Raw genomic sequence first — 18,030 nt, 5'->3', positions numbered from 1 at the left:
ACCGCTACGGCTAATGAGTGGTATGGCAAGAGTGCCTTACACTCAATAGCCATACAACAGTCGGGTGATTTCTTGAAGAAAGGGCAGCTTTTGTTGCCCTTTCGTTTTTGACTTTACCCGGACATCCCCTCCGCCGCGGTGTACGCCAACTGCTTTTATTTCGTTATTTCGGGAAACGCAACGCAAGTAAACACGCATGCCAAAGGCAGTCAGGATATGGGAATGGATCGATGCATGGGGAAGTATGGCCTGCCGGGCGATGGCCTTATGCTGGTTCCTGTTCCTGTTTACCAATCTGTCTGCTCAGGATACCCCCGCCAACAATTTGCGCACTATTGAATATACGCCTAACTCTTCCTTGTCGTGGTCGGATTCGCTGACCATCGTGCCTGGCAGCCTTGTGGCCATGGATACGCTTGGGGAACCGCTTCCCAAAGCCTGGTTTAGGGTGGTGGACCGGCAGATTAGGTTTGATACTTCAATTTTGCAGTACCCCAAAGTGCAGCTTTCCTACCGGGTGCTGCCCTTTGCGCTGGGCGCGGAGCAGCAACGCCTGGATACCAGCCTGGCCAAGCCCCTGGATGACGGAGGCATCGGTCTGGCGTACAATCCCTACGAGCGCGATGAGCAGCTACTCGACTTCCGGGGGCTCAACTACAACGGCAACTTCACCCGGGGCATTTCCTTCGGCAACAATCAGGACCTGGTCCTCAACTCCAGTTTCAACCTGCAACTCGCGGGCGAACTTGGCGACGGGGTGGAGATCGTGGCGGCTATTACAGACGAGAACATCCCCATTCAGCCGGAAGGCAACACGCAGCAGCTCCGGGAGTTTGACCGCATTTTTATTCAGTTGCGCAAAGGGCAGAATCAGCTCACAGCTGGAGACTATGAATTGCAGCGGCCGGACAGCTATTTTATGAATTATTTCAAAAAACTGCAGGGCGCGACTTTTTCCAACGTCTCCACCTTTGAAAATGGCGGACGGTTATCGTCACAAGCGAGTGTGGCCATCAGCCGGGGGCAGTTTACCCGCAATTTTATTGATGCTATTGAAGGCAATCAGGGGCCCTACAAACTCCGGGGTGGGGAAGGGGAGCGTTTTATCATTGTCCTTTCCGGTACAGAGCGGGTCTTCCTGGATGGCGAACTATTGGTGCGGGGGCTGGAGGAAGACTACATCATCGATTACAACCGGGGCGAGCTCACCTTCACCAACAAGCGCCTGATTACCAAGGACAGCCGGATTGTGGTGGAGTTTGAATACGCCGACCAAAACTATGTGCGCTCCCTTTACGCTGTAGGCTCTACCTACGAAAAAGACCGTTTTAAACTCAATTTCAACCTCTTCAATCAGCAGGACAGCAGAAATGCAACCGGGGAATTGCAGCTTACCGATGAGGACAAACGCTTGCTCAGTGAGGCGGGCGATCGGGAGGGTGGAGCTTTGCTGCCAAGCCTGGATACACTGGGGGAGTTCTCTCCGTCACGGGTGGCTTACCGGCAGATCGATACCCTGATCAGCTGCGGGCTGCAGGATACGCTGGTACAATACCTTGTTTTTACCACCGAGCCACAGGACAGCCTGTTTACCGCCCGCTTTTCCTTTGTGGGGCAGGGTAACGGGCAGTACGTCCTTGATGCCAGTCAGCCTGCCAATGAGCGCGTCTATCGTTGGGTGGGGCTGGATGAGAATTGTCAGCCTGCCGGGGACTTTGCGCCGGTAATTCAGCTGACGCCCCCCCGGCAGCAGCAGCTCTACACCCTGGGAGGCAGCTATGATTTTTCTGAGCACACCAGGGTAATGGCAGAGGTAGGTATGAGCCGCAATGACCTCAACCGCTTTTCGGACCTGGACAGCGAAGATGACCTGGGTTTTTCAGCCTACACCGAGTTGCAGCACCGGTTGCTCCCGGGGGGCGATAGCAGCGGATGGCAGCTGGATGCCCGGTTGAGCTACGAATGGGTGCAGGCCAATTTCGAACCCCTCAATCCCTACCGCAACCCGGAATTCCTTCGAGACTGGAGCCTGGCAAATGTACAGGGGCAGGGCAGTGTGCCGGAAGCTGAAGAGCAAATTGGAAGAGGTGGCATTGACCTGCGCAAGCGAGGTGTTGGGGAGCTGAGCTACGAACTGAGCGGCTTTCGCAGAGACACCCTCTATCAGGGATGGCAGCACCGATTTCAAGTGCGGGAACAGCTCGAAGACTGGCAGGTGGAACTGGATGGCAGCCTGCTCAGCACGGAGAGCACTGAACAAAGCACACGATTCCGGCGCCCACGTGGCACTATCGCCTACGCGATACCCTGGCTGGGGCGGACCCGCCTGGGGGCATACGGTGAGCAGGAGCGCAATGCAAGATTCACCGCCGGTGCTGATACCCTTGAGGCCAGTAGTTTTTACTACAATCGCTACCGCTTTTTCCTGGAGTCCCCGGAGCAGGACAACTGGCAGTGGGGCAGCAGCTTTAGCGAGCGTATTGATTACGCGCCGGTAGGGGAGCGCTTTTTGCAAAGCGCCCGGGCAAGCGAGGCGAATATCAATGGTAAGTGGCGCTACCAAAAATCCCGAAACCGGCTGCAGCTGGCCGGCAATTTCACCTACCGCCGCCTGGGCATCAGCCGACCGGAAACGACCAATCAGGAAGCCGGGGAAACTTTCCTGGGGCGGGGCGACCTTAACTTTACCATCCTGAAGGGTGTGGTGCAATCGTCCAATACCTATGAGATTGGTTCCGGGCAGGAAGCCAAGGTGGAATTTACCTACGTGAAAGTGCGGCCGGGCGAGGGCACCTACATCTGGCTGGATTCACTCTATAATAATGATGGTGTCATTCAGCAAAATGAAATGGAAATTGCCCCCTTTCAGGACCTGGCCGATTATGTGCGGGTAACGGCAGTGACGGATGAGTTTATCCGCACCGATGATGTGCGCCTGAACCAAAGCCTGCGCATTACCCCCAAAGCCGTGTGGTACAACGAGGAGGGCTGGAAGGCTACGCTGGCCCGCTTTTCCACGCTGTCCAACCTAACCATCAACCGGAAAACTCAGGCCACGGAAAGCGTGGCGGCCTGGAACCCGTTTCAGCTGGATGTAGCGGATACGGCCCTGGTGGCGGTTACCTCAAATATCCGAAACGTACTTTTTTTCAATCAGGCGGACCCCACTTACGATTTGCAGGTGGGCATGAGCGATGTGCGGAATAAGTTCGTACAGACTTCCGGCTTCGAAAGCCGCCGCAACAGCGAGCAGTACTTGCGGGGCCGCTGGAACATCTCAAAGGCAGTGAGTACGGAATTTGCCTTGTCGCAGGGGCGGCGCACCAATGACTCTGAGTTTTTCAATAATAAGGATTTTGATATCCGCTACTACGAGGCGGGGCCTGAAGTGACGCTGATCCCTTCCCGGGCTTTTCGGGCCACCCTGTCGTATGAGTTCCGTCAGGATGATGACCAGCTACCGGATGGGAATGCCTTTGCCCAGCGGCACAGCTTTGAGGCAGAAGCCCGGTACAATCAATCCACTCAGACGTCCATTCAGCTCCGTACCTCTCTGGTCGCTGTGGATTTTGACGGACCGGCAAATTCTCCGGTGGGTTTTGCCATTCTCAATGGCCTGCAGGATGGGCGCAATTTCCTTTGGAGCCTGACTCTTGACCAGCAGCTGGCCAAAAACATCCAGCTCCGCCTGAGCTACGAAGGGCGGAAGACAGGGGAGGCGAATGTTGTCCACACCGGCCGGGCTCAGGTGGCGGCCAACTTCTGATTACCGCGGGCTCATCCTCACCACCGGGCAGATGATCTCCTCCAGGCTGATGCCGCCGTGCTGAAAAGTATTGCGGTAGTAGTTGTTGTAGTAATTGTAGTTGTTGGGGTAGAGGAAATACTTGTCCTCCTTTGCAAAAATGAAGGTAGAGCTAACGTTCGGCCGCGGAAGCTTGGCGTGTTTGGGGTCACGCACATCGAGGACATCCTTACGGTCGTACTGCAGGTTTTTGCCCACTTTGTAGCGAAGGTTGGTGGTGGTGTCCCGGTCGCCGATCACCCGGCTCGGCGTTTTGACCCGGATGGTGCCATGGTCAGTAGTCACGAAAAGCTGCGCCCCTTTTTCAGCAGCCTGCTGCAGGGCTTCCCACAGTTGGGAGTTGCGGAACCAGGAGCGGGTGAGCGAACGATAGGCCTTCTCATCACCCGCAAGTTCCTTGAGGACCTCCATCTCCGTACGAGCGTGGGACAGCATGTCAATGAAGTTGTAGACGATGACCGTGAAGTCGTTATTCAGGTGGTTGAGGATATTGTCGTTGAGCTGTTTGGCGTGATTGGCATTGGTGACCTTGACGTAATCGAACTTGATCTCTTTGCGGATAGTGCGCCCGATCAGCTCTCTGAGAAAGTCGTGCTCATGCAAGTTTTTACCGCCCTCATCAATATCATTTTTCCACCAGGTAGGGTAGTATTGCTCAATTTCTGAAGGCATGAGCCCGGCAAAGATCGCATTGCGGCTGTACTGCGTGGAGGTGGGGAGGATGCTGTAGAAGTAGTCTTCCTCTTCGGTGCGGTAAAATTCGTTGAAGATAGGCTCCAGCATTCGCCACTGATCGTAGCGCAGGTTGTCTAGCAGCAGCAAAATGGTAGGGGCATCGCTGTCCATTTTTGGAAAGACCTTAGACCGAAGCAGGTCGTTGGACATCACCGGGCCGTCCTTGTCGCGGATCCAGCTCAGGTAGTTCTTTTCAATGTATTTGGAGAAGGCCGCATTGGCTTCGCTCTTCTGATCAGAGAGGATGTCCCACATGCCACTTGAATTGGATTCGTCAAGCTTGATCTCCCAGTTGATGATCTTGCGGTAGATGTCGACCCACTCTTCATAATTGAGCCCGCTGTTGATTTCCATGAAAATCTGCCGGAACTCCTGTTGGTAATCGGACGAGGTTTTCTCCCGCACCAGGCGTTTATTGTCCACAATTTTCTTGAGGGTCAGCAGGATTTGATTGGGGTTGACCGGCTTGATGAGGTAGTCGGTAATCTGTGCACCGAGGGCTTCCTCCATCACATTCTCTGCCTCGTTTTTGGTAATCATCACGACGGGCAGGTGCTGCCGTTTCGCTTTGATCTTTGAGAGGGTTTCCAGCCCGGTAATGCCCGGCATGCTTTCGTCCAGAAAGACAACGTCGATGTCATTGCGTTCATCGCACTCTTCCAGCGCGTCGTACCCGTTGGTAACGGTAATGACCTCATAGCCTTTCTTTTCCAAAAACATAAGCTGAGGTTTGAGCAGATCGATTTCGTCATCTGCCCAGAGAATGGTGATGTTTTCCATATTGCTTTTTTGACTGTTTCTCGCCTTGGTCTATTGTAATAAGCGCATATTTAAGGAAAACGTTGTATGGCGGTGGGTTTATTATCTGCTAACGGATGTTATTCGGAAAAAGGGCACTGATTGGCGCAGTCTTTCCCCGGAGTGGGTTTAAAATATTAACTTTATCCAAAACCAGCCGTTTCACCTGACAAACAGCAGAAAGACTTCAAATGAAGAACAAAAAAATCCTCAACGACCCGGTCTATGGCTTCGTTGGGATTCCCTACGGCATCATCTTCAACCTGGTAGAGCACCCCTACTTTCAGCGATTGAGGCGCATCAAGCAGACGAGCCTTACGCACTTGGTTTATCCGGGGGCCTTGCACACCCGCTTCCATCATGCTCTGGGCGCTTTGCACCTGATGCAGCAGGCTATAGAAGTGCTGCGCTCCAAAGATGTGGACATCACGCAGGAAGAAGCCGAGGGCGTTTGCATCGCTATTTTGCTCCACGATATCGGGCACGGCCCTTTTTCCCACACCCTTGAGCATACCCTCATGCAGGTCACGCACGAAGACCTGTCGCTCTACTTTATGGAAGAGCTGAATGAAGCCTTTGGCGGCCGGCTGGAGCTGGCGATGTCCATTTTCAGAGATGAATACCCGAAGCACTTTCTGCATCAGCTGGTTTCCGGCCAATTAGATATGGACCGCATGGACTACCTCAACCGGGACAGCTTTTTTACCGGGGTGCATGAGGGCGTGATCGGGTACGACCGCATTATTAAGATGCTGGCAGTGCGGGACGGTGAGCTGGTGGTGGAGGAAAAAGGCATTTACTCCATTGAGAAATTCCTCATCGCCCGCCGCATCATGTACTGGCAGGTATACCTGCACAAAACGGTACTCTCAGCCGAGCAAATGATGATCGTTGCACTGAAACGCGCCAAAGACCTGGTGAAACAAGGTGAAATGGTGGAAGCCCCTCCGGCCCTAAGCTTTTTCCTCAACGGCGCCCCCACTGCTGCCGATTTTGAAGAGAACCGCAGTGCCCTGCTCCAACGCTTTGCGGCCCTGGACGATTACGATGTGATGACGGCCTTCAAATACTGGCAGCATCATTCAGACAAGGTGCTGGCTTACCTGTCGCAGTGCCTTATCAATCGCCGTCTTTTCCGGCTGGAGTTCAGTTACGAGCCCTTTGATGCTGCTTATCTGGAGCGGGTGAAACAGGCGGTGCTGGACTGGAGTGAGCTGGACTCCCGTGCGTTGGAATACCTTTTTATACAGGGAGCAGAAGCCAATGCGGCATATCGCAAAAGTAAAGACGAGATTAAGATCCTGCGCAAAAACGGGCAGGTGTGCCCCATGTCAGAAAGCACCGACTACGATATACAATCCAAAGCCGTGCGCAAATACTATATCTGTTACCCCAAGATTAAGTTCTGATCTTTAGCAGCCCCGGTGCAACTATTGCCTGCCGTTAAGGGTTTGTGTTGGAACTCGAAAGCTGCTAAAAAATGGTCAAAACTGCACTGAATGCCCCCGAAACACCCGTCATGAACGAGAAGCTGCTGCTTTTTCTTCTGGCGATGGTGCAATTCACTCATATTATCGACTTCATGATCATCATGCCGCTGGGCAAGCAGTTTATGCAGCTGTTTGATATTAGCCCGCAGCAGTTCAGTGTGATCGTATCTGCCTACGCGCTGAGTGCCTTCGCAGTAGGTTTTCTGAGTGCTATGTATATCGACCGGTTTGACCGGAAAAAGGCACTCGCTTTTACTTATTTGGGCTTTACGCTGGGGACGTTTGCCTGCGGGCTGGCCAATGATTACTACATTTTTCTGGCAGCACGGAGCATCACCGGCGCTTTTGGTGGTGTGCTTTCCGCTCTGGTCCTTTCTATTATTGGCGATGCTGTTCCGCTCAAGCGGCGCGGGCAGGCGATGGGCGTTGTAATGACCGCTTTTTCTGCCGCCTCCGTTGTGGGCGTGCCGGCGGGGCTTTACCTGGCAGCATCTTTTAGCTGGAGGGCCACCTTCTTCGTGATTGGCGGTATTGCTGCGGTCGTCCTGGTCCTGATCTTCTTCTTCATTCCGGCACTCAACCGGCACCTGCAGGGAGAGGGTATACAGCGCAACCCTTTCCGCGTGATGGGCAATATCTTCAAAGATGGCAACCAGCGAATGGCGCTGTTGTTTACCACTATCCTGATGCTGGGGCACTTCACCATTATCCCTTTCATTGCCCCGTATATGCAGCTCAATATCGGCTTTTCGGACCATCAGGTGACCTATATTTATGCGGTTGGCGGGGCGCTCACTATATTTCTGTTGCCGTTCTTCGGGCGGCTGGCAGACCGGTTTGGGCATGCGCGCGTGTTCACCTTTGCCAGTTTAGGCGCGTTGGCGTCCATTTATGCCATTACCAATCTTGATACGGCGTCCATCGCGTTGGCCTTGTGCGTGACGTCCAGCTTCTTTGTGGTGGCCAGCGGCCGGAATGTGCCGGCTACTACGATGGTGACTTCAGTAGTGCGGCCTGAGAGCCGCGGCAGTTTCATGAGTGTGCGCACGTCCATCAATCAAATGGCAATGGGGCTGTCTTCTTTTGTGGCGGGCCTGATTGTGCAGGAAAATGCAGATGGTTCGCTTGTTGATTATGAGTACGTTGGCTATATCGCCATTGTGATGAGTTTGCTCGCAGTAGCCCTGGCCTGGCGTTTGAAGGCAGTAGAGTAGTGATCAATTCCGCATTTCTGTAATTTTTTCCTGCAGCCACTGCCGGGAGGCGAGGGCGTCACAAGCCTGAACCTGCTGCTCGATTTTGTCCAACGCCTTGTCGTCGCCGGGATCGACCCTCGACAGCCGGCGGGTAAACCGGATAACGTTCACGTACTGTTCCTTGACATCGCGGGCGATTTCCCGGTTACGCCGAAGGTAAATGCGGAAGCTGTCGAGCAGAGAGTCCAGGGCCAGAAACTCACCCATCTCAAAATAGGTCAGCAACAGCAATAGCTTACTGCCCAGGGTATAGACGATAGACTCGTACTCCACTTCCCGCAATTGGGCAATGACCTCATCGTACTTTTCCTGATGGAAATAGACTTTCGCGAGGTTGTATGTCAGTGCATTACGCTGGTGCTCTTCGGGCAGCTTTTCAGTGTAATTCTGAATGAAGTATTCCACCCAGTCCAGCTCTTTGATATGCAGCCCAACCGTGATGATGTTTTTGTAGTCCTGATAGCTGAGTACTCCGTTTTTCATCAGCAGGCCCGCTTCGATCGCCTGACGGTAGACATCAAACAGCTCGTTGAAAAACCGGGCTTCTCCGGCATTGATCTTTTTGATGATGCAGTAGTTGCTCAGGTGGATGCATAGGGCGTTGGCATCAGGCTCGGGGACCTGTTGGACAATATGCTCAAAAAAAGCAGATTTGAGCTGATGAAACAACTCCTCCCCATCTTCAGCCTCAAAGAGCCGGGCAACAAGAAGGTAGGCACGCAGCCAGGGCTCCTTCTCGGCATAACTTCCCTGCTCCATTTCCTGAAAAAGGTGGCCAGGGAGCCGGATGTCCGGTTTTTGTGCAGAAAACAAACCATAGCCCAGCGCATCGCAGTAATGCCGGAGCTTATGCAGGTAGTAGGAGCAGTTCAGGTAGTAGTCGGCTTGCTCCAGATGGGAAAAATCGGTCTGTTTTTCGGCACGGGCTTCGAGTTGCTGATGGCAGGCCAGGTGGTAATCGTAAAGTTGGCGGTAGTGGTCCTGCTCCGGCCGTTCAGCGTTTTGCTGAAGGGTGTTGAATTTTCGGGAGAGCCCCCGGAAATGCTTGTCCTGATGGGGCTCCACCACCGTTTTCAGGGCCTTCAAAACCTCTTCCTTCTCTTTAGAGGCGCAGGTGTTGATGTAGATAAAACGGTAGGCCAGCTGCAATAGCTCCGAGCAGATTCGCCTCAGGGTCCCGTCCTTGTAAGGCGCCTTTCCATACAAACTTTTCCAAACAACCTTTTTTTCTAATTGTTTGTCCCGTTGGAGCACGTGCCTCCTGCTGTCGTCTAAATGTCCATTGAGGTATCGGAAAAGCAAAAGCAAAGTCTCGCTTTCATTAAAGTAAGGAGAGCTCAGAAAACGCTCAAATTGCAGCCGGTCTCTGGCAGAAAAAGTGGAAAGAAAGGAGATGAGCTTTGGGCTTATCATATTTGGGGCGAACAAATTTTAATACCCGGGCTTGTTAAGTTGTTTTAAATCAGGGTATTGTGTTTTTGATGTCTGGTTAATCAGATGACAAAATACGATTTTTGTCCTTTAGTACAAGTGGATTTAAGTGCATTTTTGGAATATGGATGGTCTACATAAAACGATACACATGCAACTTTTACGTTTTGGCTTGATCTTGGGGGGATTTATCTTTTTTACCGGTGGCTACCTTTTTGCACAGGAAGATTGTATAGATCCCCAGCTAATCGACGAAACCATCATCTGCCCCACAATAGCAGATCCGGTTTGTGGATGCGATGGGCAGACCTACATCAATTCATGCGTGGCAGAGACCTGGCATGGGGTGACTTCCTGGATGCCCGGTGCCTGTCCGCCGCCTTCCTGTCAGGCCAGCTTCCTGTTTAGTTTTGTATCTGACGCTAATGCTTACCTGTTCAATACTTCAACGGCTTTCGATAGCGCCATAGTGACCATTAATGGTGTTGTCGATCCTTCGAACTTCCCAATGGGCAACAGTGCCTTCCTTGAACTGCCCGGCGATACGGCGACCGTTTGCCTGACAATTTGGACGGCCGATGGCTGTACGGACACTTACTGTGAGGCTATCTATGCAGACTCCCCAAATGACCTCTGCGCACAGACCGATTGCGTATGGCCTGGTGACGCAAACGGCGACCGCCTGCCTAATATTTATGACCTGGTCAATATCGGACTGGGCTACGGTAGTGCCGGTCCCGAGCGGACGGTCTTCCCTGATCCCGACAACCCTATTGCCTGGGCGCCCAACTTCAGCGACGACTGGCAGGAGTACGCTGGTGCAGTGGATTTCAAGCACCTGGACTGTGACGGGGATGGCTTTATTGATGAATGGGACGTCGACGCAATCAACTTTAACTATATGCCCGATAATGCCGTGGTCAGCGTCCCTACCCCTGGGGCTGTACCGGTCTATCTGGAGTTTGATCAGGAAAGCTTCACTATTGACAACAATACACCGGAGTACTTCTCCTTTAGTGCAGGGCTTTATGTAGGGGATGCGGATCATTTGGCAGAAAACCTCCATAGCATCAGTTTGAACTTTGATTATCCAATCGGGCTCACTGTACCGCATTCCATCACGGTGGACTATAATGACGATGCCTTCCTTGGGCATTCCGAAGATCTGTTGACCGTTCGGCGCGACCTTGTGGAGTTTGGGCAGGGGCGGTACGATCTGGCCTGGAGTCAGAAGAGTGGACCGGGGAGTAGTGGCTATAGCCGTCTGGCCACGGTGAATTTCATCGTTAGTGCCGATATTATCATGGGGCGCTCCGTGCCGGAAACCCCGTTCCCGACTCAGGTAAACGGCGTGTACCTCATCGATGCAGCGGGCGATACGCTGGATTATGATTTGCCCGGTGGGGATACGCTGGTAATCTACGATCAGACGCTGGCCAATAACGAAGCCCTGTCTGGCCCTGCCGGCAAGTTGGAAGTTTTCCCGAACCCTACCACCGGCAAGGTCTACCTTCAGCTGCCACAGGGTAGCCATGGCACCACGCTGGAAGTATTGGATGCTCAGGGCAGGCTGGTTTGGGCATCCCCTGCTGTGCCGGAATTGCCTTATGTGGATCTCAGCCATTTGGGGGCTGGGCTGTTCCTGCTCCGGGCGAGGCTGGATGATGGCCGTATTCTGGTCTGCCGGGTGCTGCACACACCCTGAAAATAGGCCGCAGCGCAGTTTCTTTGCCTTCAAAGGATTTTCTATCTTTGCGGCGATAATCGATATTCATTAACATCAACTCATACTAAGATGGGAAAAGGTGATAAGCGCACGAAAAAAGGCAAGCGCTGGAGTGGTTCCTACGGCAACAGCCGTCCAAAACCAGAAGACGAAAAGAAGAAGAAAGAAGAAAAGCAGAAAAATAGCTAAACTTCAATACGCGCCTTTCGGCATCAGCCCGGAAGGCGCGCTTCGTTTTTAACAGAAACATCACTCTGTTTTGCTTCCCATAGCAGGAATTTTTATTAAATTCCGGTCGTCCCGTATTGTGTTAATGCGGGTGGCAACGAAAACCAACTATGAAGGTATTACACATCAGCGCAGAGTGCTATCCGGCGGCAAAAGCCGGAGGGCTTGGAGATGTTGTGGGGGCGCTTCCCAAATATCTCAACGAGGCAGGCTTGTCTACGGGTGTCGTTATTCCCAAATACCGCCTTAAGTGGTTTGAGGGCAAGACGTTCCAATCGGTGTATCAGGGGGTAGTCAGACTCCACAACTGGCATATCCCATTCAGCATACAACAGTTTACAGGTGATAGCCTGGGCTTCCCTTTCTTTGTTGCGGATATTCCCGGGCTGTTTGACCGTGCAGGGGTCTACGCAGATCCGGATGGGCAAAACTATAGCGACGAAGTGGAGCGGTATCTTGCTTTTCAGCAGGCTGTTTTGCAGTGGATTGTCAATAGCCCGGGAAAGCCGGCGCTCCTGCACTGCCATGACCACCACACCGGGCTGATCCCTTTTATGGTGAAGCATTGCCCGGAGTACCGGAGCCTGCAGCGTATTCCTACCGTTTTTACTATTCACAACGGGGCTTACCACGGCAACTACGGGTGGGACAAAATGTACCTGCTGCCGTTTTTTGATGCCGAAGCCCGGGGCTTACTCGACTGGCGGCATACCATTAATCCGCTGGCAACAGCGATCAAATGCGCCTGGCGGGTGACCACGGTGTCGCCTTCCTACCTGGAAGAGCTGCGGGAAGACTCCAATGGTATGGAAGCCCTGTTGCAGCATGAACGCCACAAATGCCTGGGCATCATCAATGGTATCGATACTCAGGTGTGGTCGCCAAAAGAAGACCCCTTCCTGCTTTACAACTGGACCGGAAGCCTCGCAGACTTCAAGCAGTCCAACAAGGCAGCCCTGGGGCCCCGTTTTCGCATTGACCTGAAGTTGCCATTGGTCACCTTTATCGGGCGGTTGGTGGGTGAGAAAGGCGCAGACTTGCTGCCCGACCTCATTGACCGGGTGCTGCAGTCAGGCATGCAGGTCGCCTTTGCCGTACTGGGCACCGGGCAGCATTGGATACACGATGCTTTCCGGCATTTAGCCAATCGCTATCCCGGGCGCTTTGATGTGGTGCTGGAATATAATGAAGGGTTGGCGCATCAGTTGTATGCTGGTTCTGACTTCCTGATGATGCCTTCCAGTGTGGAGCCTTGTGGGCTGAACCAAATGTACGCTATGCGCTACGGCACCCTACCCATTGTGCGGTCGGTGGGCGGGCTGAAAGATACCGTGCCTGATATCGGAGTACCGAATAATGAAGGGCGCGGCATCCGATTCACCCACTTCAACCTGGATGATGGCCATATCGCGATCTACCGGGCCGTAGAATTGTTCCATAACCGTGCTGTGTTTGAAGACATCCGGCAGCGGATTACCGAAATTGATTTTTCCTGGGAGCGCTCTGCCGCAGATTACCGGGAAGTATATGAACAAATGATATAAACCACCTAACCACTTTGCACTATGATCCGAATGATAAGCCTGATCCTGGGCGGCGGCGCCGGCTCCCGCCTTTACCCACTTACAAGTGAGCGCTCCAAGCCCGCTGTGCCGATTGCCGGTAAGTACCGTCTGATCGATATTCCCATTTCCAACTGCCTGAATTCCGGGGTGCGCCGTATGTTTGTACTCACCCAATTCAACTCGGCTTCCCTCAATCAGCATATCAAGAATACCTATCACTTCGATATGTTCTCCCATGGGTTTGTAGACATCCTGGCGGCAGAACAAACCCCATCGAGCAGCAACTGGTTTCAGGGGACGGCTGATGCGGTACGGCAAACCATGCACCACCTGCGTGCGCATGAGCACGATTATGTTCTGGTGCTCTCGGGCGATCAGCTCTACCAAATGGACTTTGGCGTTTTAGCCAACTATCATATCGATCAGGAGGCCGACCTGACCATCGCTACCATTCCTGTCACCGCCAAAGATGCACCGGCATTTGGCATCATGAAAGTCAACGCCGAGGGCTTCATTGAAGACTTTACGGAAAAGCCCGGCCCCGACCTTTTGCCCGACTGGAAATCGGTGGTGCCGCAGGAGTATGCTTCTCAGGAGAAGCACTACCTGGCTTCCATGGGCATTTACATCTTCAAACGCGAATTCCTGGCTAAGCTTTTCGATGACCACCCGGATGCAACTGATTTTGGCAAAGAGATCATTCCTAATGCCATTACCGGAGGCTACAAAGTGGCAAGCTACGCTTTTGATGAGTACTGGTCCGATATCGGGACCATCCGCTCCTTCTTTGAAGCCAATATTGCACTGACGGACAACATCCCCGACTTCAATCTATTCGACAACCAAAAGCTGGTCTACACCCGGCCCCGACTGCTGGCACCTTCCAAGGTGTACGGCACCTGGTTCAATAAAGCACTGATCGCAGAAGGCTGTATCATCCATGCCAAGAAGATTGAACGTTCTGTGGTCGGTATCCGCTCGCGTATCGGTGAAGGCACTGAAATTTCAGAGGCTATCGTAATGGGTAATGACTATTATGAGACGCTTGATGAGATGGAAAAAGCCATTCAACCCATGGGGATTGGCAACGAGTGCGTCATCCACCGGGCCATTGTGGATAAGAACTGCCGGGTAGGTGATAATGTGGTAATCAAGGGCAGCCCCGATATGGAAGACACAGAGACCGAGACTTATGTGGTCCGGGACGGTATCATTGTACTGAAAAAAGGCGTCCACATCCCTGACGGCACGGTCATAGGTGAAAAATAATGCAGGGAACGGTCCGCTTTCTGGAGTTGCTGAACGGGCGGGTAGCTTACCGTGAGCTGGGCTATGGCCCAAAGTGCCTGTTGGCCTTCCATGGTTTTGGGCAGGACGGCTCAGTGCTGTTGCCCCTGATGCGTGCTTTTCCGGAAGCGGTGTACACCTGTTATTTCATCGACCTGCCCTTTCATGGGCAAACGAAGTGGGAAGATCCGACCTTTTCACATAGTGATTTAATGCAGATTATCCGGAAGCTCACTGCGGGCCGGCCCTGGGAAGGGCTGGGGCACAGCCTGGGCGGGCGGCTCTGGATCAGCCTGCTGCCGGAGCTAAAGCTGCGCCCCGAGCGCCTCTACCTGCTGGCGCCTGATGGATTGGGCAGCAGCTGGGGCGGGCTGATCGACCATACACCAGCACGGATGCGTTACCGGGCAGCCCGTTGGTTGAAGCGGCCTTTGCGGTTCCTGCAGTTGGCTAGTCTGCTGCGTGACTGGGGTGTGATCGACCGGTTTGCGCTCCGGTATTTGCAAACACAACTTGCAACCGAAGCCACCCGGCGTCGGTTATTCGGCACCTGGCAAAGCCTGTTGGCCTTTAAGCTCGGTAAAAACCGGGCACAGCAGATTTTGGCCGGCGCGGACTGTCCAGTGGAAGTCGGGCTGGGGAAAAAAGACATTCTGGTCCCCGCCCGTAAGCTTACTGCAGCCCTGGAAGGCATGCCTCAGGTACATTTAAAATTGCTGGACTGCGGTCACTGGGATATGGTGCAGCAATGGCAACCTGCAAAAGGTGCGCATAATTCAGGATAAGCCTCAACACTACCGCCTCCCATTCAGTTATACAAGGGTGCCGAACAACTCACACCTTATGACAGAGTATCCAGCAAGCGGGCTAGCCGCTTATGAGCAGATTAAAGAGAAGGATTATATCGAAGTGATTGGTGCCCGGGAGCACAATCTCAAGAATATTGACCTGCAGATTCCACGCAACAAAATGGTCGTCATTACGGGCATTAGCGGAAGCGGGAAATCTTCCCTGGCTTTTGATACCATCTACGCCGAAGGGCAGCGCCGTTACATGGAGACTTTTACCTCCTATGCCCGGCAGTTTATCGGGGAGATGGAGCGCCCGGAAGTGGAAAAAATCAACGGGCTCAGCCCGGTCATTTCCATAGAGCAAAAGACAACGGGCCGCAACCCGCGCTCCACGGTAGGGACCATCACGGAAGTCTATGACTTTATGCGGCTGCTCTACGCCCGGGCAAGCGAGGCTTATTCCTATGCTACAGGCAAGCGCATGGTGAAGTACACGGAGGAGCAGATGAAGGAGCAGATCATGGGGGAGTACGACGGCAGGAAAATCCTTCTCCTGGCTCCGCTGGTCCGGGGGCGAAAGGGGCACTACCGCGAGCTCTTTGAGCAGACCCGCAAACAGGGGTACGCTAAAGTCCGGGTGGATGGCGAAATACTCGACCTGGTCCCCGGCCTCAAAGTAGACCGTTACAAAGTCCATGATATTGAAGTGGTGATTGACCGGATCAAAGTCTCAGAAGACCGGGCGGCCCGCCTGAATACCTCACTGCAGGCTGCCCTGAAGACGGGCAACGGGTTGGTCTTCATCATGGAACATGGCAAGGAAAATGTCAGGACCTTCAGCCGTAATCTGATGGACCCCGATGCCGGTATTTCCTACGAAGAGCCCTCGCCCAACAGCTTTTCCTTCAACTCTCCCTACGGCGCCTGCCCCAACTGTAATGGCCTGGGGCAAATTAACCGGGTAGACTTGGGCAAGGTGGTTCCGGATGAGGAACGAAGTATCAACGAGGGCGGTATCGCCCCGCTGGGTGAGCCCCGAAAAAATACGACCTTCAACCAGTTGCGGGCCATTGCCAAAAAATATAAGTTCAGTTTTAACACCCCCGTAAAAGACATCCCCAAGGAAGCCCTGGAAGTCATCCTGCACGGCGGCGACAAATCCTTCAAGGTAAAGGTCAATGACTACAATGATTATTCGTATGATCTGGCGCAGGAGGGCATCGCCAACATGCTGTCGCGCTGGTACGATGAGACGAGCTCCGAGAAAATCCGGCGCTGGGCAGAAGAGTTCATGACCATTGACACCTGCCCGGATTGCAATGGCTATCGCCTGAAGCAGGAATCGCTCCACTTCAAGGTTAGTGATAAGCATATTGGCGAACTGGCAGAAATGGACCTTACCATGCTTCGTGACTGGATGGAAGGGCTGGAATCCCAAATGTCGGAACGTCAGGCCCTGATCGCCCGGGATATCCTGAAGGAAATACGCCTGCGCCTCGGCTTTTTGCTGCACGTAGGGCTGGATTACCTCTCGCTCAACCGCCCGGCGCGCACGCTGTCCGGTGGGGAGGCACAGCGTATCCGCCTTGCTACTCAAATTGGTTCCCAGCTGACGGGCATCACCTACATTTTGGATGAGCCCAGCATCGGCCTTCACCAACGCGACAACCAACGACTGATCGAAGCCCTGCGTGAGCTGTCTGACATCGGCAATACCGTCATTGTGGTGGAGCACGATAAGGACATCATGCTGGCTGCAGACTATGTCATTGATTTGGGCCCTGGTGCAGGCAAGCACGGGGGAGAACTCGTCGGGGCGGGCACCCCGGAAGAATTTATCAAGGGGCACACCCTGACTTCCGACTACCTGAACAACACCCGGCAGATCGAAGTGCCAAAGGTTCGCCGTAAAGGCACCGGAGAAGTTTTTGAGCTCAAAGGAGCAGAAGGCAACAACCTGAAAAAAGTTAATGTCAAAATACCATTGGGCACCCTGACCTGCGTAACCGGTGTGTCGGGCAGCGGCAAGTCCACCCTTATCAACGAAACGCTTTACCCAATTTTGCGGCAGCATTTCTACAAAAGCCTGAAGCCACCCATGCCTTACAAAAGTGTGAAAGGGCTGGAAAAGCTGGATAAAGTAATCGAAATCGATCAGTCGCCAATTGGGCGGACACCCCGTTCGAACCCGGCGACCTATACCGGGGTTTTTACAGATATCCGCAAGATCTTTTCCGAACTGCCGGAGTCAAAAATCCGCGGGTACAAACCGGGGCGTTTTTCCTTCAATGTGAAGGGTGGCCGCTGTGAAACCTGCAAAGGTTCCGGAATGCGGGTCATTGAAATGAACTTTTTGCCCGATGTACATGTCGAATGTGAGACCTGTATGGGACGCCGTTACAACCGGGAAACCCTTGAGGTCCTGTACAAAGGCAAGTCGATCAACGATGTGCTGAATATGACGGTGGAAGAAGCAGCCGAGTTCTTCGAGCCGGTGCCCAACATTTTCCGAAAGCTACGCACGCTAAGGGAAGTGGGGCTGGGGTATATCACGCTGGGGCAGCAGGCTACGACTCTGTCGGGTGGTGAAGCACAGCGGGTAAAGCTTGCAGAAGAGCTGGCCAAACGCGACACGGGCAACACCATTTATATTCTGGATGAGCCCACCACCGGCCTGCACTTTGAAGATATCCGGCATCTGCTGCGCGTCATCAATAAGCTCGTGGACAAAGGCAACACTGTGATCATCATCGAGCACAATATGGATGTGATCAAAGTGGCCGACCACATCATTGATATGGGGCCCGAAGGCGGGCACAGGGGAGGTACCGTGGTTTGTACCGGCACACCTGAGCAGGTTGCGAAGAAAAAAGACAGCTACACCGGGCAGTTCCTGAAGCAGGAGCTTTAACAACTGG

General features: G+C 53.3%; 11 protein-coding genes. 9 read left to right on the top strand and 2 right to left on the bottom strand.

Annotated features, from left to right (window positions below):
* The first annotated feature begins 196 nt into the window (after window positions 1–196).
* A complete protein-coding gene (locus ACO08I_RS13845) occupies window positions 197–3,766 on the top strand; it encodes a hypothetical protein (RefSeq protein ID WP_421949614.1) in 3,570 nt (1,189 codons plus the stop codon).
* Here the strand turns inward: ACO08I_RS13845 and ACO08I_RS13840 are convergent, their stop codons facing one another.
* A complete protein-coding gene (locus ACO08I_RS13840) occupies window positions 3,767–5,320 on the bottom strand; it encodes a response regulator (RefSeq protein WP_421949613.1) in 1,554 nt (517 codons plus the stop codon). It abuts the gene before it with no gap.
* Between the two features lie 209 nt (window positions 5,321–5,529).
* Here ACO08I_RS13840 and ACO08I_RS13835 point away from each other — a divergent pair, with 209 nt between their 5' ends.
* Entirely contained in the window at window positions 5,530–6,747 is a 1,218-nt protein-coding gene (locus tag ACO08I_RS13835) for an HD domain-containing protein (RefSeq protein ID WP_421949612.1), read from the top strand.
* Between the two features lie 71 nt (window positions 6,748–6,818).
* Window positions 6,819–8,042 (top strand): MFS transporter, encoded by a 1,224-nt coding sequence (locus ACO08I_RS13830; protein WP_421949611.1) that lies wholly within the window; start codon window positions 6,819–6,821, stop codon window positions 8,040–8,042.
* A gap of 3 nt (window positions 8,043–8,045) precedes the next feature.
* Here the strand turns inward: ACO08I_RS13830 and ACO08I_RS13825 are convergent, their stop codons facing one another.
* Window positions 8,046–9,497, bottom strand: a complete 1,452-nt coding sequence (locus tag ACO08I_RS13825) for a hypothetical protein (RefSeq protein ID WP_421949610.1) — start codon at window positions 9,495–9,497, stop codon at window positions 8,046–8,048.
* 169 nt (window positions 9,498–9,666) lie between these two features.
* Here ACO08I_RS13825 and ACO08I_RS13820 point away from each other — a divergent pair, with 169 nt between their 5' ends.
* The 6 genes from ACO08I_RS13820 (at window position 9,667) to uvrA (ending at window position 18,023) form a co-directional block, all read left to right on the top strand.
* Window positions 9,667–11,220 carry a T9SS type A sorting domain-containing protein gene (locus ACO08I_RS13820; RefSeq protein WP_421949609.1) on the top strand — a complete coding sequence of 518 codons (1,554 nt, stop codon included), beginning with the start codon at window positions 9,667–9,669 and terminating at the stop codon, window positions 11,218–11,220.
* Window positions 11,221–11,310: 90 nt separating this feature from the next.
* Entirely contained in the window at window positions 11,311–11,430 is a 120-nt protein-coding gene (locus ACO08I_RS13815) for a 30S ribosomal protein THX (RefSeq protein ID WP_063777922.1), read from the top strand.
* A gap of 149 nt (window positions 11,431–11,579) precedes the next feature.
* On the top strand, window positions 11,580–13,013 hold the full coding sequence (locus ACO08I_RS13810; RefSeq protein ID WP_421949608.1) for a glycogen synthase: 1,434 nt from the start codon (window positions 11,580–11,582) through the stop codon (window positions 13,011–13,013).
* A 21-nt stretch (window positions 13,014–13,034) separates the two neighbouring features.
* Window positions 13,035–14,303: a glucose-1-phosphate adenylyltransferase gene (locus ACO08I_RS13805; protein WP_421949607.1), complete on the top strand. Its 1,269-nt coding sequence runs from the start codon at window positions 13,035–13,037 to the stop codon at window positions 14,301–14,303.
* On the top strand, window positions 14,303–15,106 hold the full coding sequence (locus ACO08I_RS13800; protein WP_421949606.1) for an alpha/beta fold hydrolase: 804 nt from the start codon (window positions 14,303–14,305) through the stop codon (window positions 15,104–15,106). The genes ACO08I_RS13805 and ACO08I_RS13800 overlap by 1 nt, the downstream gene beginning before the upstream one ends.
* 58 nt (window positions 15,107–15,164) lie before the next feature.
* Window positions 15,165–18,023, top strand: coding sequence for an excinuclease ABC subunit UvrA (uvrA, locus tag ACO08I_RS13795; protein WP_421949605.1), 2,859 nt, complete (start codon window positions 15,165–15,167; stop codon window positions 18,021–18,023).
* The last annotated feature ends 7 nt before the right edge of the window (window positions 18,024–18,030 follow it).

It is taken from the genome of Phaeodactylibacter xiamenensis (genome assembly GCF_965229835.1).
Lineage (GTDB): Bacteria > Bacteroidota > Bacteroidia > Chitinophagales > Saprospiraceae > Phaeodactylibacter > Phaeodactylibacter xiamenensis.
This window is presented reverse-complemented; position numbering and strand designations above follow the sequence as displayed.